The 22,662-nt window shown below is 72.7% G+C and carries 20 protein-coding genes; 12 read left to right on the forward strand and 8 right to left on the reverse strand.

All coding sequences use genetic code 11. The annotated features are described in order from the left end of the window. Positions 1 to 104: 104 nt before the first annotated feature. Positions 105 to 1,523, forward strand: coding sequence for an MFS transporter (locus AB0D49_RS21130; RefSeq protein ID WP_362759332.1), 1,419 nt, complete (start codon positions 105 to 107; stop codon positions 1,521 to 1,523). Positions 1,524 to 1,589: 66 nt separating this feature from the next. On the opposite strand, the gene AB0D49_RS21135 is transcribed toward AB0D49_RS21130, so the two are convergent. Next, a complete protein-coding gene (locus AB0D49_RS21135; RefSeq protein WP_362759335.1) occupies positions 1,590 to 2,999 on the reverse strand; it encodes an MATE family efflux transporter in 1,410 nt (469 codons plus the stop codon). Between the two features lie 355 nt (positions 3,000 to 3,354). On the opposite strand from AB0D49_RS21135, the gene AB0D49_RS21140 reads away from it, so the two are divergent. The 6 genes from AB0D49_RS21140 to AB0D49_RS21165 all read left to right on the forward strand — a co-directional run bounded on the left by AB0D49_RS21140 (position 3,355) and on the right by AB0D49_RS21165 (position 9,961). Beyond that, the gene (locus AB0D49_RS21140; protein ID WP_362759338.1) at positions 3,355 to 4,914 is read left to right on the forward strand and encodes an ABC transporter substrate-binding protein; all 1,560 of its coding nucleotides are present in this window, start codon (positions 3,355 to 3,357) and stop codon (positions 4,912 to 4,914) included. Then, positions 4,899 to 5,957, forward strand: coding sequence for an ABC transporter permease (locus AB0D49_RS21145; protein ID WP_362759341.1), 1,059 nt, complete (start codon positions 4,899 to 4,901; stop codon positions 5,955 to 5,957). The genes AB0D49_RS21140 and AB0D49_RS21145 overlap by 16 nt, the downstream gene beginning before the upstream one ends. 103 nt (positions 5,958 to 6,060) lie before the next feature. Continuing rightward, a complete protein-coding gene (locus AB0D49_RS21150) occupies positions 6,061 to 6,936 on the forward strand; it encodes an ABC transporter permease subunit (RefSeq protein ID WP_362759344.1) in 876 nt (291 codons plus the stop codon). Then, positions 6,933 to 8,453, forward strand: coding sequence for an ATP-binding cassette domain-containing protein (locus AB0D49_RS21155; RefSeq protein ID WP_362759347.1), 1,521 nt, complete (start codon positions 6,933 to 6,935; stop codon positions 8,451 to 8,453). The genes AB0D49_RS21150 and AB0D49_RS21155 overlap by 4 nt, the downstream gene beginning before the upstream one ends. A 398-nt stretch (positions 8,454 to 8,851) precedes the next feature. Beyond that, positions 8,852 to 9,556, forward strand: a complete 705-nt coding sequence (locus AB0D49_RS21160; RefSeq protein ID WP_362759349.1) for a response regulator transcription factor — start codon at positions 8,852 to 8,854, stop codon at positions 9,554 to 9,556. 12 nt (positions 9,557 to 9,568) lie between these two features. Next, positions 9,569 to 9,961, forward strand: coding sequence for a BlaI/MecI/CopY family transcriptional regulator (locus AB0D49_RS21165; RefSeq protein ID WP_362759352.1), 393 nt, complete (start codon positions 9,569 to 9,571; stop codon positions 9,959 to 9,961). A gap of 290 nt (positions 9,962 to 10,251) precedes the next feature. On the opposite strand, the gene AB0D49_RS21170 is transcribed toward AB0D49_RS21165, so the two are convergent. After that, positions 10,252 to 11,577 carry a beta-propeller fold lactonase family protein gene (locus tag AB0D49_RS21170; protein WP_362759355.1) on the reverse strand — a complete coding sequence of 442 codons (1,326 nt, stop codon included), beginning with the start codon at positions 11,575 to 11,577 and terminating at the stop codon, positions 10,252 to 10,254. A gap of 835 nt (positions 11,578 to 12,412) precedes the next feature. Between AB0D49_RS21170 and AB0D49_RS21175 the strand changes: the two genes are divergently transcribed. The 4 genes from AB0D49_RS21175 (at position 12,413) to AB0D49_RS21190 (ending at position 16,582) form a co-directional block, all read left to right on the forward strand. Next, a complete protein-coding gene (locus AB0D49_RS21175; protein WP_362759358.1) occupies positions 12,413 to 12,622 on the forward strand; it encodes a hypothetical protein in 210 nt (69 codons plus the stop codon). Beyond that, a complete protein-coding gene (locus AB0D49_RS21180) occupies positions 12,619 to 13,326 on the forward strand; it encodes a restriction endonuclease (protein ID WP_362759361.1) in 708 nt (235 codons plus the stop codon). Before AB0D49_RS21175 ends, AB0D49_RS21180 begins: the two co-directional genes overlap by 4 nt. Positions 13,327 to 13,450: 124 nt before the next feature. Next, positions 13,451 to 15,667, forward strand: a complete 2,217-nt coding sequence (locus tag AB0D49_RS21185; protein ID WP_362759364.1) for a PQQ-binding-like beta-propeller repeat protein — start codon at positions 13,451 to 13,453, stop codon at positions 15,665 to 15,667. Positions 15,668 to 15,841: 174 nt separating this feature from the next. Further along, positions 15,842 to 16,582 carry an alpha/beta hydrolase gene (locus AB0D49_RS21190; protein ID WP_362759367.1) on the forward strand — a complete coding sequence of 247 codons (741 nt, stop codon included), beginning with the start codon at positions 15,842 to 15,844 and terminating at the stop codon, positions 16,580 to 16,582. A gap of 47 nt (positions 16,583 to 16,629) precedes the next feature. Here AB0D49_RS21190 and AB0D49_RS21195 read toward each other — a convergent pair whose 3' ends face one another. The 3 genes from AB0D49_RS21195 to AB0D49_RS21205 are packed head-to-tail and all read right to left on the reverse strand — an operon-like array spanning position 16,630 to position 19,897. Continuing rightward, positions 16,630 to 17,589, reverse strand: coding sequence for a carbon-nitrogen hydrolase family protein (locus tag AB0D49_RS21195; protein WP_362759370.1), 960 nt, complete (start codon positions 17,587 to 17,589; stop codon positions 16,630 to 16,632). After that, positions 17,586 to 18,452, reverse strand: coding sequence for a nitrilase-related carbon-nitrogen hydrolase (locus AB0D49_RS21200; protein WP_362759373.1), 867 nt, complete (start codon positions 18,450 to 18,452; stop codon positions 17,586 to 17,588). The genes AB0D49_RS21195 and AB0D49_RS21200 overlap by 4 nt, the downstream gene beginning before the upstream one ends. Beyond that, a complete protein-coding gene (locus AB0D49_RS21205) occupies positions 18,449 to 19,897 on the reverse strand; it encodes a cytosine permease (protein WP_362759376.1) in 1,449 nt (482 codons plus the stop codon). The genes AB0D49_RS21200 and AB0D49_RS21205 overlap by 4 nt, the downstream gene beginning before the upstream one ends. A gap of 247 nt (positions 19,898 to 20,144) precedes the next feature. Here AB0D49_RS21205 and AB0D49_RS21210 point away from each other — a divergent pair, with 247 nt between their 5' ends. Beyond that, the gene (locus AB0D49_RS21210; RefSeq protein WP_362759379.1) at positions 20,145 to 20,729 is read left to right on the forward strand and encodes a helix-turn-helix domain-containing protein; all 585 of its coding nucleotides are present in this window, start codon (positions 20,145 to 20,147) and stop codon (positions 20,727 to 20,729) included. A gap of 183 nt (positions 20,730 to 20,912) precedes the next feature. Here the strand turns inward: AB0D49_RS21210 and AB0D49_RS21215 are convergent, their stop codons facing one another. From AB0D49_RS21215 to AB0D49_RS21225, 3 genes are all read right to left on the reverse strand, one after another. Then, positions 20,913 to 21,287 carry a hypothetical protein gene (locus AB0D49_RS21215; protein ID WP_362759381.1) on the reverse strand — a complete coding sequence of 125 codons (375 nt, stop codon included), beginning with the start codon at positions 21,285 to 21,287 and terminating at the stop codon, positions 20,913 to 20,915. A 104-nt stretch (positions 21,288 to 21,391) separates the two neighbouring features. Continuing rightward, positions 21,392 to 22,429, reverse strand: a complete 1,038-nt coding sequence (locus tag AB0D49_RS21220; protein WP_362759384.1) for a methyltransferase — start codon at positions 22,427 to 22,429, stop codon at positions 21,392 to 21,394. Continuing rightward, positions 22,426 to 22,626, reverse strand: coding sequence for a hypothetical protein (locus AB0D49_RS21225; RefSeq protein ID WP_362759386.1), 201 nt, complete (start codon positions 22,624 to 22,626; stop codon positions 22,426 to 22,428). Before AB0D49_RS21225 ends, AB0D49_RS21220 begins: the two co-directional genes overlap by 4 nt. Positions 22,627 to 22,662: the final 36 nt, after the last annotated feature.

Raw genomic sequence — 22,662 nt, forward strand, 5'->3', positions numbered from 1 at the left:
AGCGTACGGCCTGCCCTTCTTAAACTTCACACACGTTGACTTTTGGCGGCTGGTGCCTGCACGCTGAGCGCTCACCCCGTCCACGCCCGGAGGTCGGTCACCGCATGTCAACTCGCCTGAAATCCCGTGGTCTTCCACCGCTCAGCGGGGTCCTCGTGCTGGTGATGGCCGCCACGGGACTGGTGGTCATCGACATCACGATCGTGGCGCTCGGGCTCGCCCCGCTCGGCGCGGATCTCGCGGGCGGGGCGTCGGCGGAGTCGGTGGTGGTCACGTACATGGTCGCGATGGGAGCGCTCACCCAGGTCACCGGAAGCCTCTCGGACCGGTGGGGCCGACGGCCGGTGTTCCTGGCCGGGATCGCCGTGTTCACCCTGGCCTCCCTGGCGGCGGCGGTGGCACCGAGCCTGTTGTGGCTGAACGCCGCCCGTGTGGTCCAGGGCGCGGGAGCCGCGGCCATCATGGTGAACGGCATCCCGCTGCTCTCCGACCGCTACAGCGGCGAGGAGCGCAATCTCGCCATCGGCGCCTGGGGGTCGTTCGCGACCGCGGCCGGTCTCCTCGCCCCCACCCTCGGCGGGCTGCTGATCGACGCCTTCGGATGGCGGGCGGTCTTCGCCGTCAACCTTCCGCTCGGCGCGGCGGCCTGGGTCCTGGCCACCCGCGTCCTGCCGCGATCCCGGCCGGTCCCCGGGAAGGGAAGGGCGGACTGGCCCGGCGGCATGCTGCTCATGCTCGGCCTCGGCACCGCGACCTACCTCATGCTCCGCCCTGGCGACACACCGTGGACCTGGCAGAACATCGCCGTACTGAGCGCCGCCTGTCTGGCGCTGGCGGCCTTCCTGGCCGTCCAGCTCCGGGTGCCCGTACCGACCCTGGATCTGCGGATGTTCGGCCGGCCCGAGTTCTCCGGCGCCATGCTGGCCGTCCTCCTCTCCCGCGCCCTGACCATCGGCAGCTCGGTCTATCTGGTCCTGTACTTCTCGGACGGCCTGGAACTGAGCCCGATCGGGGCGGGACTCCTCATGACCCCGATCTTCCTCGCCCAGATGGCCCTGGGCATGGTCGGCTCCAAGCTGCTCAGCCACTGGGCACCCGGCCTCGTCATCGGCCTCGGCTACGCCCTCAAGGGCGTCGGCCTCGTCACCCTGGCGCTGCTCATCACGCCCGACACGCGGTGGTGGCTGCTGCTGGTGCCCCTCCTCGCATGGGGAGCGGGCGGCGGGATCTCGGGCGCCCCCGTCATGGCGGTCGCGGTGCGGTTCGCCCCCGCGGACCGGGTCGGCATGGTCTCTGGGACCGCCTCCACCCTCGCCTCCCTCGGCGCGGGCATCGGCACCGCCGCGCTGGCCATGGTGTTCGCCCGCCACGGCGGCGAGGACAGCCAGGCGGTCACGGACGGCGCCCAAGCCGTCCTGGCCTGCTCCGCGGCGCTCGCCGTCCTCGCCGTGGCCACCACCCTGACCCTCATCTCCCCGCGCCGCGTCCCCCGCCCCGAACGTGAGCGGGAGCCTGCCGCATGACCGATGTGCGGGCCCTGCGCGGGCTTGGGTCCGTCTCCGCGTGGTGCGAGTCCGGACGCCGTCCGGTCAGGCGGTCGCCGCCGTGCTCGGACCGGCTCCGGCCAGTGCCGTGTCGTACCGCCGCAGGAGGAGGACCGCCGTGGTGGCCAGGCCGGTGAGCAGGCCCAGCCAGATGCCGAGGGTGTCGAGGGCGAGCGGGTAGGCGAGGAGCCAGGCGGCCGGGAGGCCGACGGCCCAGTAGCCGACGAGGGTGATCCGGAAGCCGCTCCTGGTGTCGTGGAGCCCGCGGAGCAGGCCGACGCCGATGTTCTGGGCGCAGTCGAAGAACTGGAGGAACGCGGCCACCATGAGGAGTTTGGTGGCGAGGTCGAGGGCCTGCTCCGAGCCCGACTCCAGGAACGGGGCGAGCACCAGGCGGGGCAGGGTGAGATAGACGAGGCCGACGACCGTCATCACCGCCGCCGCGCAGGCGAGGGCGGTGTTCTTGAGGCGGCGCGCACCGTCGCGGTTGCCGAGGGCGAGTTCCCGGCTGACGTTGATGGACGCGGCGTGGGAGAGTCCGACCGCCACCTGGAAGACGAGGTAGACGAGCTGGTTGACGGCGGTGTGGGCGGCGAGGGCGTCGGGGCCGAACGAGCCCGCCAGCAGCGCGGTGACGGAGAAGAAGCCCGCCTCGGAGCCGTAGGTCGCGGCGATGGGGACGCCGAGGCCGAGCAGGCGGCGCACGGTGGCCGGGTCCGCGCGGTGCACGGCGAGGGAGAGCAGCGGGGCCAGTTCCTCGTCCCGTCGCGCGGCGGCGTAGAGGGCGAGGAAGGAGAGGAGGTAGACCGTGGAGGTGGCGATACCGACGCCGGTCAGGCCCAGGCGGGGCAGGCCGAAGGTGCCGTGGATCAGAACCCAGTTCAGGCCCGCGTTCACCGCCACCGACGCGAGCGTGATCCGCAGCAGGGCCTGCGGGCGGCGCATACCGACCGTGAACTGCCGTACCGCCTGGAACCACAGACAGGGCAGCAGACCGGGCGCGAGCGCCCACAGCATGTCCTGGGCCAGGTCCACGACGGCCGCGTCCTGGCCCAGCCAGGCCAGGCCCTGACCGATGAGGACCATCAGGACGGCGCCCAGCAGACCGGCGAGGGTGGCGACCGCCAGCCCGGCCCGGACGATGCCCCGGACCTCGTCCTGTTCGGTGCCCCCGCCCCGAGGCGCCCCCTCTCGCTCCCGCCGCCGTGCCCGCTCCGCCCGTGCCGCCGCGTCGGCTATCTGATTGCCGACCGAGGTGACCAGGCCGACACCCATCGTGCGGATCTGGTTGAAGAGGACGAGGGCGAGGCCGCCGGCGGCGAGTTCGGTGGTGCCCAGCAGGCCCATCATCACCGTGTCGGTGGTCGTCAGCGCGACCTGGGCGAGCTGGGTGAGGATCAGCGGGACGGCCAGTGCGCCCAGGGCGCGGCTGTCGCGGAGGAGGGTGGTGAGCATGGTCCTACCGGTTCCGGTTCCTGCGGGGTGTGGTGCGATGCGGTGCGCGGTCGCTCCGGGTCCGGCGGCGGGGCTCGGCGGTGTGCGCTGGGCCGCCCTCGCGCGTCCCCGCGCGTCCCCGCGCGGGCGAACGCGGTGCGGCGCGGCGTCCGGGTCCCGTCGGGCCGGGCATGAGCCGCGCGGCGGCTGCCTCCTCCACGTCCACGTCCCGCCGGCGCGCGTCAGGTGAGCCGGTGCCCAAGCTAAGCGCCCGGCGCCCGGTGCGCACTACTCCACTTGGAGTATTGCCGCATCATGCGCCTTTAGGATAGGCAAACCTAAGTAATTATGCGCAGAACCGAAAGCCGAGGACGCCGTGAACCTGTCGAGACGTCAACTGCTCTGGGCCAGTGGAGCACTGGGGGCGACGGCGGTCCTGGCCGCGTGCAGCGGCGGTGACGGAGGCGGCGGCCAGGCGGGCGCCACCGGCGGCGCCTCCGGGAAGCCCCGCAAGGGCGGCACCCTGCGGGTCGGCGCGCTCGGCCGGGCCGGGGCCATCACCCGCGACCCGCACGGAGTGCAGGCCAACGAGAGCGACTACCTGATCCTCAGCCTCGTCTACGACACGCTCACCGTGCCCGGCGCCGAGCCCAACACCGCGCCCCGGCTCGCGGCGAGCTGGGAACCCTCCGCCGACCTCAAGACCTGGCGGTTCACCCTGGCCGAGGGCGCCGCCTTCCACGACGGCACGCCGGTCACCTCCGCCGATGTCGTCCACTCCCTGAAGCGGCTGCGGGCCACCCCCAGCGGCGCCTCCCGCCTGCCCGGCATCAAGGCCGAGAACATCACCGCCGACGGCGACGGCGCGGTCGTCCTGGTCTCCGACTACGCCAACGCCGAACTGCCCCTGCTCACCCGCCTCACCACCTTCGTGGTGCCCGACGGCACCACCGACAAGGACATCGAGAAGGCCCCCGGCACCGGGCCGTTCAAGCTGGACTGGTTCCGCGGCGGCAACGCCCGGCTGGTGCGCAACGCCGACTGGTACGGCGGCGAGGTACTGCTCGACGCCATCGAGGTGAAGATCTTCGAGAGCCCCCAGGCCATGGCCAACGCGCTGCTCGCCGGGCAGATCGACCTGGCCTCCAACGCCGGTGCCGTCGCCGCCCGCACCGCCGAGTCCCGGGGGGACGTACAGACCGTGCGCCGCCCCAACGACATGGCGATGCCCATCGTCATGCGGACCGCCGACGGCCCGTTCGCCGACCCCCGGGTGCGCGAGGCGCTGCGGCTGGCCGTCGACCGCGAGGCGATGGTCGAACAGGTCCTCTCCGGCTACGGCAGCGTCGCCAACGACATCCTCGGCACCGGCGACCCCGCCTACGCCACGAGCATCCCGCAGCGCACCCGCGACCTCGCCAGGGCCAAGACCCTGCTGACACAGGCAGGCTTCGACACCGCCAGGACCTACGAGATCCTCACCACCGAGGACATCGCCGGACTCGCCGAGTCGGCCACCCTCTTCGCCACCCAGGTCCGCGAGGCCGGTGTCAAGATCGAGGTGGTCAAGCAGGAGTCGGGCGTCTTCTGGGACGAGACCTGGCTCAAGGGCGACCTCTACACCAGCTACTGGGGCACCAACGACTCCGTCGTCTTCTTCGCCAGCAAGACCATGGTCTCCGACAGCGGCCAGAACGAGGCGGGCTGGCAGGACACCGCCTTCGACACCGCGTACCAGAAGGCCATCGGCACCGCGGACGAGGCGGAGCGCACCCGGCTCCTCCAGGACCTCCAGCAGATCGAGTACGACAGCTCCGGCTATCTGCTGTGGGGCATGGCCGACGGCGTCGACCTCGCGGGCGCCAAGGTCCGCGGACTGCCCACGCTGCCCGGATACGGCCGCGTCCAGCTTGAGAAGGCGTGGCTGGCCAGTTGAGCCCGCAGAGCACCGCGCCGGTGCCCGACGAGGCCGCGCACCGGCACGACGATCCGGCCGCGAGCGCGGAACCCGCCGGTCCGGCCCGTGCCCTCGCGCGGGTCGCGGCCGGGGCGGGCCGCGTCGCCGTCGTGGTCGCCAAACGGGCCGTCCTGCTCGCGGTGCTGCTCGCGGTGGTCTTCGCCGGGGTGGAACTGCTCCCCGGGGACATGGCGAGCGCCACCGCCGAACGCGGCGAGAGCGAGGCCGACCTGGCCCAGCGCAGGCACGCGCTCGGCCTGGACCGGCCGCTCCTGGAGCGGTTCTGGGACTGGATGTCCGGGCTGCCCACCGGCGACCTCGGCACCTCGGCGCGGGGCGAGCCGGTCACCGATCTGCTGACCACGGCGTTCCCCAACACCCTCACGCTCAGCGGGATCGCGCTCCTGCTGACCGCGCTGTCCTCGGTCGCCCTCGCGTCCCTTGCGGCGCTGCGTCCCGGCGGGCGTCTCGACCGCTGTGTCGGCTCCGCGGCGACCTCCATGTTCGCGATCCCCGAGTTCGTGGTCGCCGTCGGGCTGGTGCTGGTGCTGTCCCTGTGGACCGGCTGGCTGCCCGCCGTCACCCTCACCGGCGACGACGGCGGCCCGGCCTCCTGGACCATGCTGGTCCTGCCGGTACTGGCCCTGACCCTGCCGCAGACCGGCTGGAACACCCGGATCGCCCGCGCCGCCCTCGCCGACGAGGCCCGCGCCCCCCATGTCGAGGCGGCCGTCTTCGACGGCCTGTCACCGCGCCGCGTCCTGCTGCTGCATGTGCTGCCGGGCGCCCTGCCGACGGTGGCCACCGGACTCGCCACGTCCTCGGGTGTCCTCCTGGGCGGCGCGGTCGCCGTGGAGACCATCTTCAACTACCCCGGCGTCGGCTCCGTCCTGACCTCCGCGGTCACCGACCGCGACACCCCGGTCGTCGCCGGGGTGACCGTGCTGGCGGGCGCCGCGATCAGCGTCGTCCTCCTGGCGGCGGACCTGCTGCGGGACCTGCTGAACGGGGGGCGCCGATGACCACGACGGCCACGAGGACGAACCTGAGGACTGTGAAGGCGATGCGTACGAGGACGCGGGACACGGGCGCGGGCCCGCAGCCCAACCCCGCAGGAGGCCGCCCATGACCTCGACGTCTCCGACACCCGCCACCTCCCGCCCGCCGAAGGCACCCGGCGGCGGCCGACGCGTCTCCACGGTCGGGACGCTGCTGCGGGTGACCCCCGCCGTCCTGCTCGTCGTACTGGCGCTCGTCGGCCCCTGGATCGCCCCGCACGCGGTGGACCAGCCCGTCACCGCGCCCTTCGCCGGACCCGGGGACGGAGCACCGCTCGGCGGGGACCAACTCGGCCGGGACGTACTGAGCCGGCTCCTGGCCGGTGGACGCGAACTCGTGGTGTCCGCCCTGGTCATCGCCCTCGTGGTGACCGCCGCGGCGGCCCTGGTGGCGGCCGTCGGTGTACTGCGCCCCGCGGTCGGCCGGATCGTGGACCGGACGGCCGACACACTGATCCTGCTGCCGCCCGTGCTGGGCATCATGCTGGTCGCCCTGTCCTGGCCGGACGGCGGCCGGTTCGCCGTGGTGGTCGCCGCCATCGTGCTGGGCTTCCCGTACGCGGTCCGGATCGCGGCGGGTGCCGCGGCCCCGGTCGCCGCGTCCGGCTATGTGGAGGCCGCAGCGGCGGGCGGCGAACGCCTCTGGTACCTCGTGGTCCGCGAGGTGCTGCCCAACCTCCGGGCCATCGTCCTCGCCCTGTTCGGCCTCCGCTTCGTCGAGGCGGTCTACGTCGTCGCCACCGCCGCCTTCCTCCAGGTCGGGCCGCAGCCACCGGCCGCCGACTGGGCGCTGATGGTCCGGGAGAACTCGCCCGGCATCCTGCTGAACCCCTGGGCGGTCATCGCCCCCAGCCTCGCCATCGGCCTGCTGGCCCTGAGCGTCAACCTCGCGGCGGCCGGCCTGGCACCGCAGACCGGCCGGAAGGCGGCAACGCTGCTGTGACCAGGACCCCGGAGCACGACACGCCCCCCGGCGACGCCGTGGTCGCGAGGGCGGACGGCCTCTGTGTCACCGCCGCCGACGGCCGACGCCTCCTGGCCACCGCCTCCCTGACCCTGACCCCCGGCCGGCTCGTCGCCGTCACCGGGGCCTCCGGGGCGGGCAAGACGACCCTGCTGCGCGCCTTCCTCGGCCATCTCCCGCCCGGCACCACCCGCGCGGCGGGCACCGTGGAGGTGCTCGGACACGACATGCTCGCCGTCGGCGAGGACACCCGGCGGACACTGCGCCGCACCTCCCTCGCCTACGTCGGACAGGACCCCGCGTCCGCCCTCAACCCCCGCCTGCGGGTGAGCACCCTCCTGCGCGAACTCGACACCCGCCGCGCGCCCGACGCCGTCCGGGACCTGCTGGCGGACGTCCGGCTCCCGGCCGACCGAGGCTTCACCGCACGCAGACCGGGCCAGCTCTCGGGCGGTCAGCTGCGCCGGGTCGCGCTGGCCCGCGCGCTGTCGAAGCGGCCCCGGCTGCTCCTGCTCGACGAGCCCACGGCCGGGCTGGACCCCGCGCTGCGCGACGACATCGTGGACCTGCTGCGCCGGCTGACCCGGGAGCACGGTCTCGCCGTGGCCTTCGCCTGCCACGACCCGGACGTGGTGGACCGCCTCGCGGACGACGCCGTACACCTCGACGGCGACACGCCGCACCGCGCCCCCGCCGCCGTCCCCCGCCCGCTCCCGGCCCCCGCGTCCCCGCCGTCGCCCCGCTCCGGGTCGCCCGTGCTGGAGGTCGAGGACCTCACCGTGTTCTTCCCCGGGGCCGCCCGCCCCGCCCTCACGGAGGTCGGCCTCACCGTGGGGAAGGGCTCGGTGGCCGCCGTCATCGGAGCCTCGGGGTCCGGCAAGACGACCTTGGCCCGTGCCCTCGTGGGGCTGCGCGCGAGCCGTTCCGGCACGATCCGGCTCGACGGGACCGCCCTGCCCGGCTCCCTGCGGCGCCGCAGCCGCGAGCAGCGCCGTCGCGTCCAGCTGATCACCCAGGACCCGCTCGGCGCCCTCAACCCCAGCCGGACGGCCGGTTCGTCCGTCGCCCGGCCGCTGCGGCTGCACCGGGGGACGCCCAGGGCCGCGACCGGGGAGGCGGTGGCGGAACTCCTCGACCAGGTGGGCCTCGACCCCGCGCTGGCCGACCGCTACCCCCACGAACTCTCCGGCGGGCAGCGCCAGCGGGTCTCCCTCGCCCGCGCCCTGGCGGCCGATCCCGACCTCCTCATCTGCGACGAGATCACCTCCGCCCTCGATCCCGGCACCGGCGCGGCCGTCATGGACCTGCTGCACCGGTTGCGTACCGAACGCTCGCTCGCGCTGATCGTCATCAGCCACGATGTGCACCTGGTGCGCGAACGCACCGACACGGTCACGGTCCTGTCCGCCGGGCAGGTGGTGGAATCCGGCCCGACCGCCGACGTGTTCACCACGCCCCGCCACATGGCGACCCGCGCGCTGCTCTCGGTGACCTGACCTGACCTGACCTGACCTGACCGGGCCCGGTTCGCGCGTGGGCGTCAGCGGGCGATCTCGCCCTGGGCCTCGCGCACCTCGTGACGCGGAGGGAACGCCCCGCCCGGGGCCACCACGACGACGAGTGCCATGCCTGGACGAGGTGAGCGGACTCGGCGGCGGCCCGGCGACCAGCCCCGTGCCCACCCCACCCGGCGTCGACTACAGTACGACGGTCCGTCTACTGTCCTGTAGACGGCCCAGGTTCCCTCCAGGAGGAAGGTCGGCGTCGGAATGGCCCCCTTGGCCGGTCAGGCACTGTATGCCACCGCACCGGCGACCCGGCCGCGACGCCCGACCCGGAACGACGGCGCGGCACCGGTCCCGGCGCGGGCCGCACGGCGAGCGGCGGGACGCGCATGACCACGGTGACCCGGGCGATACGCGTCCTGGTCTGTGGCCGCACGACGGAGCCGCTCCGGCCCGGCCGCCCCGGCTCCGCCCTGCCCGGTATCGAGGTCGTCGCGGCGGTCGGCTCCGGTGTCGAGGGCGTCCGCCTCACCCACGCCCTGTGCCCGGACGTCGTCCTCGTCGGCCCGCACCTCACGGGAATGGCCGGGGCCGAACTGGTGCGCCGCGTCACCCGCCCCCCGGCACCCGCAGGGGTGCGCGCGCTGATGCTGACCGCCGCCACCGACGACGAGGTGCTCGCAGCGCTGAACTCGGGTGCCAGCGGCATCGTCGAGAGCGACGCGGGGCCGGACGTCGTAGCCGCCGCCATCCGGACCGTGGCGCGGGGTGAGGCGTACCTGGCACCGTCCGCGGCCCGCCTCGTCCTCGACACGCTGTTCCCGCTGGAGCCCCCGCGGCGGGACGCCGCTCTGGAGGAGCTGATCGCCGACCTCACGCCCAGGGAACGCGAGGTCGTGTCCCTGGCCGCGCTCGGTCTGGACAACAAGGCGATCTCACAGCGGCTGACCGTGTCCCATCTGACCGTCAAGACCCACATCAGCCGCGCCATGGTGAAGCTGGACGTCCGCAGCCGCGCCCAGTTGGTGGCCACCGCGCACCGGGGCCGGATCACCACCCCCGCTCCGCCCGCGCCCCCACAATGGCGGGGATGAAGGGGAGGCGCCGTGACGGACTCGGACGGTGAACGGCGGCCCGCGGGCGAGCTGGAGACCAGCGTTCTCGCGGCGCTCTGGGCGGCCGGAACACCACGGACGGCGGCCCAGGTCAGAACCGCCATGCCGCAGCCGCTGGCCCGCACCACGGTCGCCACCCTGCTGGCCCGCCTCCATGAGAAGGGCGTCGTCGACCGCCTGCCCGTCCAGCGCGGCTACGCCTACTTCCCCGTCGAGGACACGCACGGCCTGACCGCCCGCCGGATGCACCACGCACTCGACCAGGGAGCCGACCGCCACGCCGTGCTGGCCCGCTTCGTCGACGGCCTGACGAGCGAGGACGAGGCGGAACTCCGCCGCCTGCTGGCAGAGACCGGGACCGCCGACGGTGGCCCGGCCGACTGACAGCGGGAGCCATACACGGGCGCTCGGATCAGGCGGGCCGCGCCGCCGCCCCGCGCTCAGGGCGCCGCGTCGCCCGGACGCGCCCGGGGTACGCCTGAGGGGCCCCGGCTGATCCCGGACGGGAAAGAGCCCGGCGTGACCTGTCGGTGGGACAGGACGCCGGGCTCCTCAGCACCCTCGGCTACGGCTTCCGGCCCCCACGGGGCCGCCGTGCGGACGCGGACGCCTCTCGTCCCCGGATGCCGTGATGGTCAGCCGTCACATGTGGCGGCCCCAGCAAATCAGCGTGCTCAGCTGCACTTGATGACGAGTCCGGTGGTGGCGGTGCAGGTACGGCTCGCGGTGTCGTTGGCGGGGTTGGGGTCGGTGGGGGTGCTGGCGGTGCGGGTGGCGGTGGTGGTGTAGGCGGTACCGAGGCTCACCGCGGAGACGGGGACGGTGAGGTGGCGGGTGGTGCTGGCGCCTGGAGCGAGGTCGGCGGCGGTGCAGGTGGCCTTGCCGGTGGTGAGGGCGCAGTCGGGGCTGGTCGGACCCGCCGAGCTGGGCAGGTTCACGGTGACGGTGGCCGAGGCCAGGGCGCGGGGGCCGTGGTTGGTGAGGGTCACGGTGTAGTCGATACGGCCGTTGAGCAGATCGGGTCGGGGCGTGGCGGTGAGTTCCACGCCGAGGTCGGAGGTGGGGCGTTCGGCGATCGCGATGTCGGCGGGGGTCTTGCCCACGGGGATGCCGGTGGTGGTGTGGGTGGCCGTGTCGATCACGGAGACGGTGGCGGAGTTGCCGTTGGCGGCGTAGACGTGACCGCCGTCCGGGGTCACCGCGACCTCCGTCGGGGTGTCCCCGGACGCGGTGGTCGTGGTCACGGTGTTGGTCGCGGTGTCGATCGTGGCGACGGTGGCGCCGTAGCTCCGGGAGACGTAGACGTGCGCGCCGTCGGGGGAGGCGGCGACTCCGTAGGGCCGGTCGGAGAGGGGGATGGAGGCGATCACGGCGTTGGTGGCCGTGTTGATGACCCCGACCGAGTTGGAGAAGGGGCGGGTGACATAGGCGCGGGTGCCGTCGGGGGTGAAGGCGACGCCCTGGGCGAATCCGCGGACGTTGATGGTGGCTGAGACGGTGTTCGTCGCGGTGTCGATCACGGACACGGAGCGGTCGTTGTAGTTGGTGACATAGGCGCGGCTGCCGTCCGGGGAGACGGCGACCTCCTGTGGGGCGCTCCCGACGGCGATGGTGGCGGTCACGGTGTTGGTCGCGGTGTCGATCACGGACAGCTGGCTGGTGGCGCTGCTGACGACGTAGGCGCGGTTCTGGCGGGGCGACACGGCGATGCCGTTGGGGCCGTCCGGGACCGGAATGGTGGCGGTGACCGTGCGCGTGCCGGTGTCGACGACGCCGACCGAGTTGGTGTTCCCGTTGCTCACGTAGAGGCGGGCTCCGTCGGGGGTGGCCGCCACGCCCTTGGGGCCGTCGCCGACCGGGAAGGTGGCGGTGACGGTCTGGGTGGCGGTGTCGATCGCCGAGATGGTGTCGTCGCTGTAGTTGGTCACATAGGCGAGCGGCGCCTCGACGGCGGCCTGGGCCGCGGGCGCGGCCGGGGCCATGGCGGTCAGCGAGGTCATGAACAAGCCGCAGGACGCGGCCAGCGTCAGGAATCGGCGGCCCGGTCGCTTCCGGGGTCGGATGGATGTGGCGGGCGAACGCATAGGAGGTTTCCTCTCGCTTGGGCCCGGCGCGGAGAGCGCGGGGTGGTTGACCGGCCGGCTCCCCGGGTCCGGCGCGGGACCCTGGGGGAGCCGTCGTTCCAGGCCGGGACTCTCAGGGGGGTGGAGGCCGGACGGAACTCGGCAACCACCGTGAGGACATCCCGTGTGCGGACGCCTGGCGCGAAGGCACGGAAGGCGATGGTGGCACCGCGCACGGCATGGAAATGATCAAGCCGCCCCGCGTGAAGGGCAGCGGTGAGAAGGGAGAAGACCGGTGCGAGGACCAGGGAGCGGGACATGCCGGAGCCGCGGAACCCCTGCCCGTACGGCTGGACCGCCTGCCCGAACGCTCCCCCTCAGTGCGCCCCCTCGCTCTGCCGCACAACGGGGCGCGCGCCGCCGGGAGTGGCGATCGGTCACCCGAAGGTGTGCTTGAGCGCGGATGACCGTCGTTGACGGCGGTGCCGAGGCAGTCTGCTTGGTCAGGGGAGACGGCTCTGTCGGCCAGTGGAAGGTCGCCGGGCTGGCCGGAATGCTCGGGGTCGGTTCGCGCCATCGCCGTGTCGTCGTGTGGCTCGACGTGCGATAGGTGATCGCCGCGGTATTCGGCCAGGTCCGACGGCTTCATGCCATTCGTCGCCGAACCGCCCTCCTCCCTCACCGGGTGCCCGCTACACAGAGAAGCGGGGCGAGGCGGACTGCCGCCGTCCCGTGTGCTCTTGCTGATGCCTGGTGGGGGAGGTCTGGACGGTTGCTGACCATCAACATGGCGGTGCTGCTCGCACTCATCGTGATTCTGCGGCTGCGGCGGCGTACGGAGGCCCGGAGCCGCAAGGACGAGAAACTGACCGTGGCCATCGTCCTGGTGCTGGGCGTCCTGCTCGCCCCCACCGCGTTCGGCCAGAGCATCCTGGGCGTCGTGAGCCAGCTCGCCGACGGCATCACGCAGGCCAGCCGGTGAGCCCCCGCAGCCGCAGAGGCCGGCGCCCGGTGGCCCGGCGGCGCACCCGTAGGCCGGGCAGGCGGCGACCTCGCGCGGACGACCGGCTGATCGGCCTCGTGGTGGCCGCCGTTCTCGCCGTCGTCGTGGTGGCCGCGGTGGTCGAGTGGCTGCTGGCGCACTGGTGGGTTCTCGTGCTCGTCGGTGTGCTCACCGCGCTGGCCGGTGGAGGCTGGCTGGCCCGCGCCCGGCAGCGGGCGCGCTGGGAAGCGGTGCGCGCGCGGGGACTGCGCTACGACCTGGCCCAGTTGGACGCCCTGCACCACTCCCGCTTCGAAGACGCGGTCCGCGACCTGATGCGCCGCGACGGCTGCCCGGACGCACTCCGCGTCGGGGGCGGCGGCGACCTGGGCGCCGACGTGAAGGCCACCGACCCCTATGGGCGGCGGTGGGTCATCCAGTGCAAACACCGGCGCGACGGTCTCTCCGGGAGCGCCGTCGGCACCCCCGACCTCCAGGTGCTCAACGGGACCGCCCGCCCGGTCCACGGCGCCGATGTCGCGGTCATCGTGACCAACGGACGGGTCACCACACCCGCCGTGGACTTCGCCAGGCAGCAGCGTCTCCATGTGGTCGACCGTCAGACGCTCGCCGTCTGGGCCGCCGGTTCGCGCCCCCTGTGGGAACTGCTCCGGGCCGTCCCGCCGCCGCGCAAGGCGAGCTGAAGCACGCGATGCCGTGCGCGTCACTCGCCGTATGAGCGGTGTCCGGACCCGCCGTCGGCACGCCCGGGTCCGTGTTCCGTATGCTGGCGCGGCGAACCGCAGGTCGACGAAGGGAAGTCTGGGCGTGCCGCTGCAGAAGGACGACCCGAAGTCGCTCGGTGGCTACCGGCTGGCCGACCGGCTCGGCGCGGGCGGCATGGGCATGGTCTACCGGGGCCGGTCGCGGTCCGGCCGTGAGGTCGCCGTGAAGGTGGTGCACGCCCGGTACGCCGCCGACCCCGTCTTCCGGGCCCGGTTCCGGCAGGAGATCGAGGCCGCCCGCCGGGTCAGCGGAGCCTTCACCGCCCCGGTGCTGGACGCCGACCCGGACGCCGCGACGCCCTGGATGGCCACCCAGTACGTGCCCGGTGAATCCCTCGCCGCCCGCATCCGGACGCACGGGGCGCTCCGCCTCACCGAACTGCGCCCCTTGGCGCTCGGTCTGGTGGAGGCCCTGCGGGACATCCACCGGGCCGGGGTCGTGCACCGGGATCTGAAACCGGCCAACGTGCTGATCGCCGAGGACGGCCCTCGTGTGATCGACTTCGGCATCTCCCGGGCCGCCGAGAACCACAACACCCTCACCGAGACCGGGCAGATGGTCGGCACCCCGCCGTTCATGTCCCCGGAGCAGTTCACGGACGCCCGTACCGTCGGCCCCGCCTCCGATGTGTTCTCGCTCGGCGCGCTGCTGGTCTACTGCGTCACCGGACGCGGCCCCTTCGACGCCGACAGCCCCTACCTCACCGGCTACCGGGTGGTCCACAACGAACCCGTACTGGACGGGGTGACCGGCCCGCTGCGCGCGGTACTGACCCGCTGTCTGGCCAAGGACCCCGCCGACCGGCCCGTCCTCGACGTCCTGGCGCAGGAGTTCGCGGAGGTCCTGCCGGAGCCGTCGTCCAGCGAGACGCAGACCGTGACGCTTCGGCTGCCCGCCGCCCCGCCCCCCGATGTGTCCACCGCGCCCGTTCCCGACCGCCGCCCACGCCGTCGTACCCCGTGGTTGCTGGGGGCCGCGGCTGCGGCGACGGCGTTCACCGTGACCGGCTATCTCCTGCTCGGTCCGGGGGACGGTGAGAGCGAGGCCCGTACCGGCGGCTCGGCGGGGGCCGCGGAGTCGCGCTGGGGCACACTGCCCACCGGCTGGAAGCCCTGGCAGACGACCGTGTCCGCCACCGCCGAACAGGGGGTGGCGAAGGCGCCGGGCTACGAGGGCGACACCTCGCCCAGCTGTGTGTCGAACGGTGCGGCCGTGTACTGCGCCGGCTCCGCGCTCCTGCCGACCCGGGTCGACGCCACCACCGGCCGGACCCTGTGGCGGTCCGGCATCGCACCTCCCGGCGTGGCGGCCGACCGCTTCATCACCACCGTCCTCGGGGTGCACGAGGGCCGTGTCCTGGTCCAGTTGACCATCACCAACGACACCGGGATGGGAGAGACCCAGTCCGTGCTGGCGCTCGACCACGAGAGCGGCGCGAAGGTCTGGTCCCGCCCGGTGAGCACCGAGAGCATGGGCGCGGCCTATGCCGACGGGGTGGTCCTGACGCAGGAGGACGACGGCGGCGCCGTCACCGTCCGTTCCGCGGCGGACGGTGGTGTGCGGACGACCGTGCCGGTGCCCCCGGGCTGGTTCTGCATCCCGCTCGCGACGGGCGACACCGCCTACGTGACCTGCGACGATCAGGCGGTCGGCTCGAACGCCAACACGATCTATCTCGTCGACCCGGCCGGTGGGCCGGTGCGCACCCTGGAATCGCCCGCCCAGCCCGGCAGCTTCGTGGGCGCGCTGTCCGGACAACTGCTCTTCCTGGAGACCGACGACGAGGCCGCCAACAACAGCCCCGACCTGATCTACACCCGGGTCGTCCGGGTCGATCCGGAGAGCGGCAAGCGCACGGTGACGAAGCTGCCGGAGCGCTATCGCGGGGGCGTCGCCACGCTGGCCCGCGGCACGCTCTACCTGGCCACCTCCAGCGGTCTGGTCACCGCTTTCTCCCCGACGACGGGGGAGCGGCTGTGGAGCAGCCACACCACCCTGGAGACACCGGGTCAGGTGTCGGTGGACGCGAGCGGGCGCACGCTGTACCTGGCGGGCGCCACCGGCCGGGTGGTCGCGCTGGACGCGCGCCGGGGCACAGCCCTGTGGGAGTCGTCGGCCCGCGCCCAGGTGCTCGGCAACAGCGGGCTGCTGCCGGTGGTGTGGTTCAACCGTGGCGCTCTGGTCCTGTCGACCCCGGACGGCACGATCTTCACCCTCGACCCGGCGAACCCCGGACGCAAGGCCGTCGCCCCGGGGTGAGATAACCCTTTGCCGGGCCGCGGTGACCGCTGTTACGTTGCCGGGGCCGTGCGTGAGACTGAGGAGGTGGTGCCCGTGAACGCGACATCGACAGGGGTGCTCCCCTCCGGGGTCACGGTCGGGCGGTAGGTCGCCCGGGAGCGCCGTACGAGCGCACTCCCGAAAGGCACGACCATGTACCTCACTTCTGAGCGGTGTCTCGACGACGGTGTCGTCGAGCGGTCCTTCACCCTCGGCGAGATCCCCGGCATCCTGTGGACGCCGGTCTCCGCCTCCGCGTCCGCACCGGTGCCGCTGATCCTGCTGGGCCACCCTCCGCTGGGGCTGGGCGCGATGTATCCCCGGTTGGCGGGGCGGGCCCGGCAGGCCGTGGCGGACGGCTTCGCCGCGGCCACCATCGAGCTTCCCGGCAGCGGTGACCGCCCTCGCCGGCCCGCCGCCGAACAGGCCCGCGCCGAACTGCGCCGGGTCATGGAGGCCGGTGAGCCGGTCGGCGACCCACTCATCGACGCCCTCGTCCTGCCGCTGGTCGACAAGGCGGCCCCGGAGTGGCGGGCGGCCCTGGACGCCCTGCTGTCGCTGCCCGGGATCGGCGGACCCGTCGGCTACTCGGGGGGAGTGATCTCCCTCGGGGTCCGGCTGGCAGCGGTCGAGCCGCGCATCGTGGCCGCCGCCCTGTTCGCCGGGAGCTTCGTGCCCCGTGCCGTGGTGGAGGAGGCCCGCCGGGTCACCATCCCGCTGCATGTCCTGTTGCAGTGGGACGACGAGGGCAACGACCGGCAGGCGGCCCTGGACCTCTTCGACGCCTTCGGGTCGAAGGAGAAGTCCCTGCACGCCAACATGGGCGGGCACGCCGGTGTCCCGCGGTTCGCGGGACAGGACGCCGCCCGGTTCTTCGCCCGACATCTGAAGTAGACCCGGCCGTTAGGGGGCGGCGTACCTGATGGCCGGCGCGTGTCGCCTCAGTCGAGATGGACCCCGCTGTCGCGGCGGGTGCGGTCGACGGTGAGGGTGAAGATGTCGGGACGCCCGTAGTGCCCGGCCACATCGAGGTCGAGGGTCTCCTCGTAGCGGCGGGTCGTGTCGAGCGTGGCGGTGATGATGCGGGCCTCGTCCCGCACCGGTTCCACGACCCAGGTGCCGTCGGGGCCCGCGACGCTGGAGCCGCCGTCGAAGAGCAGACCGTGCTCGGGCGCGTCGGGCCCGACGCCCGTCCGATAGGCGGCCAGGAGGTCGGCGGGGACATCGTCGGTGGACAGGATCAGCCCCGCCGACACCACGAAGCAGCGGCCCTCCAGCGCGTACGAGCGGGCGGCGAGCAGGTGGGACTCCGGGATGTCCGGCCAGGCCGCCACATGGATCTCCTCGTGCTGCGCGTGCAGCGCGTGACGGGCCAGGGGGTGGAAGTGCTCCCAGCAGATGAGGGAGCCGATGCGCCCGGCGGGAGTGTCGACGGCCCTGAGGCCCGCCCCGTCCCCGGCCGCCCAGACGATGCGCTCGGTGTGGGTCGGGGTCAGTTTGCGATGGGTGTTGAGCGTGGAGCCGTCGGGGCCGATGGTGAGGAGCGTGTTGTAGAGCGTGCCGGAGGTGGGTGCGGCGCGCTCGTTGAGACCGAGCACGACGGTGACGGCGTGTTCCCGGGCGGCGGCCCTGAGCGGAGCGAGAGCGTCGTCGCCCCCGGGGTCCAGGACGGGGCTCTGCTCCAGGAGACGGGCGTGCCAGTGCCGAGCGGTGGCGTCACGCCACCCCGCGAGCCCGAACACCCAGGCCGGATAGCAGGTCAGCCAGGTCTCCGGGAACACCACCAGGTCGGCGCCCGCCGCGCCCGCCGCGGTGATGTGCGCGGTGGCGCGGCGCACCGACTCCTCCAGGTCGAGCAGGGCGGGCGGCTGCTGCACGATGGCGACATTGGTGACGCTCATGACCGTTCCTCAGGGGCGGGGGTGTACAGGGCGGGGCGGCGGTCGCCATGGACGTCGTTGCGTTCGCTGATGGCCTTGTCACGGGCGACCGCGAGATCGATGGTGGCGGTGAGGATCGCCTCCTGGCCCAGGCTGAGAGACGTCACGGGGTAGCCGTCGGCGTCGACGACCACGCTGCCGCCCAGCCAGTCCTGGCCGCGCTCGGTGCCGGTCCGGTCGGCGACGGCGACATACATCCGGTTGACGGCGGCGTCGGCCTGGACCCGGACGATCTCGCCGGGGCGCTCGCCGTCCGGGCGCGGGTACAACGGCCAGTTCACGGGGCCGCACAGCAACTGCGCCCCCTCAAGGGCCGCCAGCCGTACCCACTCGGGGAATTCGAGGTCGTAGCAGACCATGAGCCCGATCCGGCCGTACACCGTGTCCACGACCGGCGGTGGTGCCTCGCCGGGGATGAAGCCGTAGGTCTTCTCCAGGTTCCACAGGTGGGCCTTGCGGTACGTGGCGCGCAGGCCCGTCGGGTCGACGAGGGCGGCGGAGTTGTGGACCCGGCCGTCCTCGCCGAGTTCGGCGAAGCCGCCGGTGATCACCAGACGGTGGCGGGCGGCGAGCGCCTTCCATTCCCTGAGAGTGGGTCCGTCGAGCGGCTCCGCCGAGGCACGCAGTTCGTCGGGGCCACTGAAGACGTATCCGCTGTTCGACAGCTCCGGCAGGACCACGATCTGGGCGCCGCGCCCGGCCGCCGTCTCGACGGCCGCGCGGATGCGCAACTGGTTGCCGCCGGGGTCGCCGACGCGGGGCGCGATCTGGCACACCGCGACCGTGACCTCGGTGTTTCCGGGACGGGTGGGTGACTGGGTCATCGGCCGGCTCCCTCCAGTTCGGCTTCGCTCGCCTCGCGGGCGGCAGCCTCGGCCGCACGGTCCAGATTGCGGGACAGCAGCAGGTACAGCACGCCGGACACGATCAGACCGACGGCGAAGGAGAAGTCGGCGCCGCCGAGAGCGTCGGCCACCGGGCCGGTGTAGAAGCTGGTGGAGAAGAAGGGGATCATCGCGGCGAACCCGACGACATAGGCGGTGATGCCGCGCCACGCCCAGCGTCCGTAGATGCCGTCGGGCTTGAGGATCTCGGCGATGGCGTACTTGCCGCGCCGCACCCAGTAGAAGTCGACCAGGTTGACCGCGGTCCACGGGACCAGGAAGTACAGCATCATCAGGACGAAGTTGTTGAAGCTGCCGATGTAGTCGTCCGGGATCAGCAGGGCGACCACCAGGGACACCAGGCCGACCACGATGAGCCCGGTGACACGCAGCCGCACCGTGGGACGCACCTTGCGGAAGCCGTCCAGGGCGCTGGCGCCGGTGAGCATGGCGCCGTACGCGTTGACTCCCATGATGGAGATCAGGGCGAGCACCGACGTCATCACGACGATCAGGCCGAAGCCGGGGAAGAGCAGGTCACCGACGTGGCGCAGGGCCAGGATGGGGTCCGGGTCGGGCAGGTACCCGGCGAGGATCGCGCCCAGTGACATCAGCCAGACGGCGGAGAACCCGGCACCCGAGTAGACCGCGCCGATCAGGCCCTTGGCGGACACATTGGCGGGCAGGTAGCGGGTGTAGTCGGAGACATAGACCGCGTAGCTGATGTTGTAGCCCGCGGCGAGGGAGAACTGCACCAGGAAGGCCGTGGTGTCCCAGCCCGCGGTGGCGGCCGGTACGTCGGCCGGGACCGGGTTGGACCCGAAGTGCACGATGGCGACGACCGTCAGGATCGCGAAGACGACGACCAGCAGATACGTCAGCCAGCGCTGGACGAAGTGCAGCAGGTCATGGCCGACGACCGCGATGACGATGGACAGCGCGATCAGCACCGGGTACCAGAACAGCTTGCCGTCCGGCAGCAGCAGCCCGAGGCCCTGTTCGGCGAGGACCGTGTCGAAGACCAGGAATCCCACGTACACGAAGACGGTCGCGGCGAACGGCACGGTGGAGCCGCGGCTGCCGAACTGGGCGCGGGACTGGATCATCTGCGGCAGGCCCATCCTGGGGCCCTGGTTGGCATGGAAGGCCATGAAGAACGTGCCCGCCACGACGCCCAGCACGATGGCGAGCACGCTGTAGCCGATGCTGAGTCCCATGGACGAGCCGACGAATCCGGCGACCATGGTGGGCAGCACGAAGTTGCCGGTGAACCAGAACGGCCCCTGGTGCCAGACCTTGCCGTGCCGCTCGGCGGCGGGCACATAGTCGATGGAGTGCTGCTCGATCGCCGAGTCCCGCTGGGTCGCGGTCTCCGAGGAGGTCATGGCCTTTCCCCTTGTCGTTCGTGGAGCCGGGGCTCGGGCACCGGCGGTGGGTCGTGCTTCGTGGCCGAGTGGGTGTCTCGTGCCGGTGGGGGGTCTGTCGGAACCTCGGGATCTGTTCCAGGAGGGAAGTTACCTATACACAACAAAGAATGCGTATTAGACAACTTTCATTCCGGGTAGTGTTTGCGCAGAGTGACCCCCCTGTCAAGGGCTGTCCGCACGCCGAACGAGTGATGCGAGGAAGTCGATGAAAGCGCTGCACCCGACGCCGTCCACCGATCCGGTCCGCGTCGGGGCCCGGCTGCGGGCCAGCCGTAAGGCGCAGGGGCTCACCATCGAGCAGGTCGCCGCCGCCACGGGGCTGACCAGGGGGTTCCTCAGCCGGGTCGAGCGCGACGAGACCTCACCGAGCGTCAGTACGCTGGTCACTCTCTGTCAGGTGCTGTCCCTGCCGGTCGGCTCGCTCTTCGAAGGCGCCGACACCGAGGTGATCCGCCTCCAGGCGGCACCCCGGCTCAATATGGGCGGACAGGGCGTCGAGGACCGCATGGTCACTCCCCGCGCCCAGTCGAAGATCCAGATCCTGCGCTCCCGGCTCGACCCCGGCGCCCACGGCGGTGCCGACCTCTACACCATCAACTGTGACGTCGAAGTCCTCCATGTGATCAGCGGCGAGGTCACGGTCCGCTTCACCGACCACGACGAGACCCTCACCGCCGGTGACACCCTGACCTTCTCCGGCCGCGAACCCCACACCTGGAGCAACACGGGCAGCGGCTCCGCCGAGGTCACCTGGACCTTCGTCCCCGCGCCGTGGAGCGGCTCACACTGAGTGGTGAGTGGTGAGTGGTGAGTGGTGAGTGGTGAGTGGTGAGTGCTGAGTGCTGAGTGCTGAGTGCTGAGGGCTCAGGGCTGAGCACCGAGTGCCGAGTGCCGGGGGCTGAGTGCTCCGTACCGGGCTTCGAGGCGGGCGCCGGGTCAGTGCCGCGTCGGCCGTCTGTGTGCCGGGCGCCCGTCACGGCATGTGACGCCGGACAGCCAGCCACTCCAGGGCCAGGTCGTGGAGCGGCCCAGGGGGCAGGTGGTGCCGGAGCCGCTCAAGCGGCGCGGTGATGTTCTTGGCCCGGCGCAGGAGGCCGATCTGCTCGATCGACCGGTCCTGCCATCGGACACTCAGCTCACGGGCCCGGTCCCATGGGCCGTCGCCGTGCGTCCGGGCGTTGACCTGGAGTGACAGCTTGGCGGGGAGACGGCCGTCCGCGGCACGGGACAGCGTGACCTCACGGATGTGCTCCATCTCCTGGACACCGACACCCTCGCGATCGGCCCACTCCCGGACCTGCTCGAGGGAGCCATGGTCCCACCCGCCGCTGTTCGCTCCGCGCTCCATGACACGAAGGATCGCGCACGGCCGCCGCCGCCCGCCGCCCGCCCCGTCCAGGACGGCGGTCGGCGTTCACGCCGGTAGGGGCGCATCCGCGCGCTCACCCCCGCTCACCTCGCCAACCGTGCCTCCAGGATCGAGAACGGGTTGTACGACGGGCCCGGGATCTGGCGTACCAGGGTGAAGCCCGCCGCGGTGAACAGACGGCCGTACTCCTGGCCGCTGCGTTCCCGGCCCGTGCCCACGCCCAGCATCGTCAGGTCGTTGTACTTGGCGGGGTGGGACGCGTCGGTGTCCGGCAGGACCGCCTCCACGACCACCAGATGGGCCCGGGGCGCCGCGGCCCTGGCGATGTTGGCGAGGAGCGTGGCGCACTGGTCGTCGTCCCAGTCGTGCAGCACCGTCGACAGCAGATAGACGTCGGCGGCCGGGACCGCCTCGAAGAAGTCCCCGCCGACCGCCACGACCCTGCCGCTCAGCCCGAGTTCGGTCAGGCGCCGCGTCGCCGGGGCGACGGCGGACGGCACGTCCATGACGATGCCCCGGCGTTCCGTCCCCGGGCCGAGCAGGTGGGCGAGGATCGTGCCGTCGGCGCCGCCGATGTCCGCGACGATCCGGCCGGGCGGCAGGGCGTACCCCTGGAGCAGATCGACCTTGATGGACAGGGCGACATCGCTCATCGCGCCGATGAGGCTCGCCATGTGCTCGGGATGGTCGTCCAGCCACGCGCCGAACGTCTGCCCGGTGTGTGTCCGGAACGCGGGGACGCCGGTGCGGACCGTGCTGACCAGATCGCTGAACGGCAGGTAGTGCGTGTCCGTCCAGAAGCGGGCCAGTGACCGTACCGAGCCAGGACCGTCGGCCAGGGTCGCGCCCAGCGGGGTCAGCGCGAACACCTCGTCGTCGCCGTAGGAGACCACGTCCAGCACGGACAGGAAGCGCAGCAGCCGGGTCAGGGCGTCCGGGTCGGTGCCGGTGGCGGCGGCGAGCGTGGTGACCGGGAGGGGACCGGCCAACAGCGCGTTGGCCAGCCCCAGTTCCCCGAAGGCGTACAGGGCCTGGGACTGCTGGAAACCGGCGAGGAGCTGTGCCATGTGCTGGGTGTCGGCGGCGGTGGGCAGGGGGCGGGCCGTGGTCTGCTGGGTCACCGGGCGCTCCTCGGACGGTCGGCGGCGGGGACGGGGCGGGCGGGGTCGAGCGGATGCCAGTAGGAGGCGCGGCGCGTGGAAGGACGGCGCTCCAGGGGGTCACGCACCCAGCGGGCGAACAGGCCGAGGGGGACGAAGACCAGGGTGTAGAGGACGAACAGGGCCGCCGTCACGGCGGTGTCGCGGACGAACCTCATGAGGGTTCCCCTTCCTTTCGTGTTCCTTTCGTGTTC

Origin of the sequence: Streptomyces sp. NPDC048290 (assembly GCF_040652095.1) — a bacterium.
GTDB lineage: Bacteria > Actinomycetota > Actinomycetes > Streptomycetales > Streptomycetaceae > Streptomyces.

Excerpts from the sequence above, each read along its gene's own strand:
- AB0D49_RS21130 (WP_362759332.1), top strand. The coding sequence starts at position 105 with ATGTCAACTCGCCTGAAATCCCGTGGTCTTCCACCGCTCAGCGGGGTC.
- AB0D49_RS21135 (WP_362759335.1), bottom strand. The coding sequence starts at position 2,999 with ATGCTCACCACCCTCCTCCGCGACAGCCGCGCCCTGGGCGCACTGGCC.
- AB0D49_RS21150 (WP_362759344.1), top strand. The coding sequence starts at position 6,061 with ATGACCTCGACGTCTCCGACACCCGCCACCTCCCGCCCGCCGAAGGCA.
- AB0D49_RS21160 (WP_362759349.1), top strand. The coding sequence starts at position 8,852 with ATGACCACGGTGACCCGGGCGATACGCGTCCTGGTCTGTGGCCGCACG.
- AB0D49_RS21170 (WP_362759355.1), bottom strand. The coding sequence starts at position 11,577 with ATGACCTCGCTGACCGCCATGGCCCCGGCCGCGCCCGCGGCCCAGGCC.
- AB0D49_RS21190 (WP_362759367.1), top strand. The coding sequence starts at position 15,842 with ATGTACCTCACTTCTGAGCGGTGTCTCGACGACGGTGTCGTCGAGCGG.
- AB0D49_RS21195 (WP_362759370.1), bottom strand. The coding sequence starts at position 17,589 with ATGAGCGTCACCAATGTCGCCATCGTGCAGCAGCCGCCCGCCCTGCTC.
- AB0D49_RS21200 (WP_362759373.1), bottom strand. The coding sequence starts at position 18,452 with ATGACCCAGTCACCCACCCGTCCCGGAAACACCGAGGTCACGGTCGCG.
- AB0D49_RS21205 (WP_362759376.1), bottom strand. The coding sequence starts at position 19,897 with ATGACCTCCTCGGAGACCGCGACCCAGCGGGACTCGGCGATCGAGCAG.
- AB0D49_RS21210 (WP_362759379.1), top strand. The coding sequence starts at position 20,145 with ATGAAAGCGCTGCACCCGACGCCGTCCACCGATCCGGTCCGCGTCGGG.
- AB0D49_RS21215 (WP_362759381.1), bottom strand. The coding sequence starts at position 21,287 with ATGGAGCGCGGAGCGAACAGCGGCGGGTGGGACCATGGCTCCCTCGAG.
- AB0D49_RS21225 (WP_362759386.1), bottom strand. The coding sequence starts at position 22,626 with ATGAGGTTCGTCCGCGACACCGCCGTGACGGCGGCCCTGTTCGTCCTC.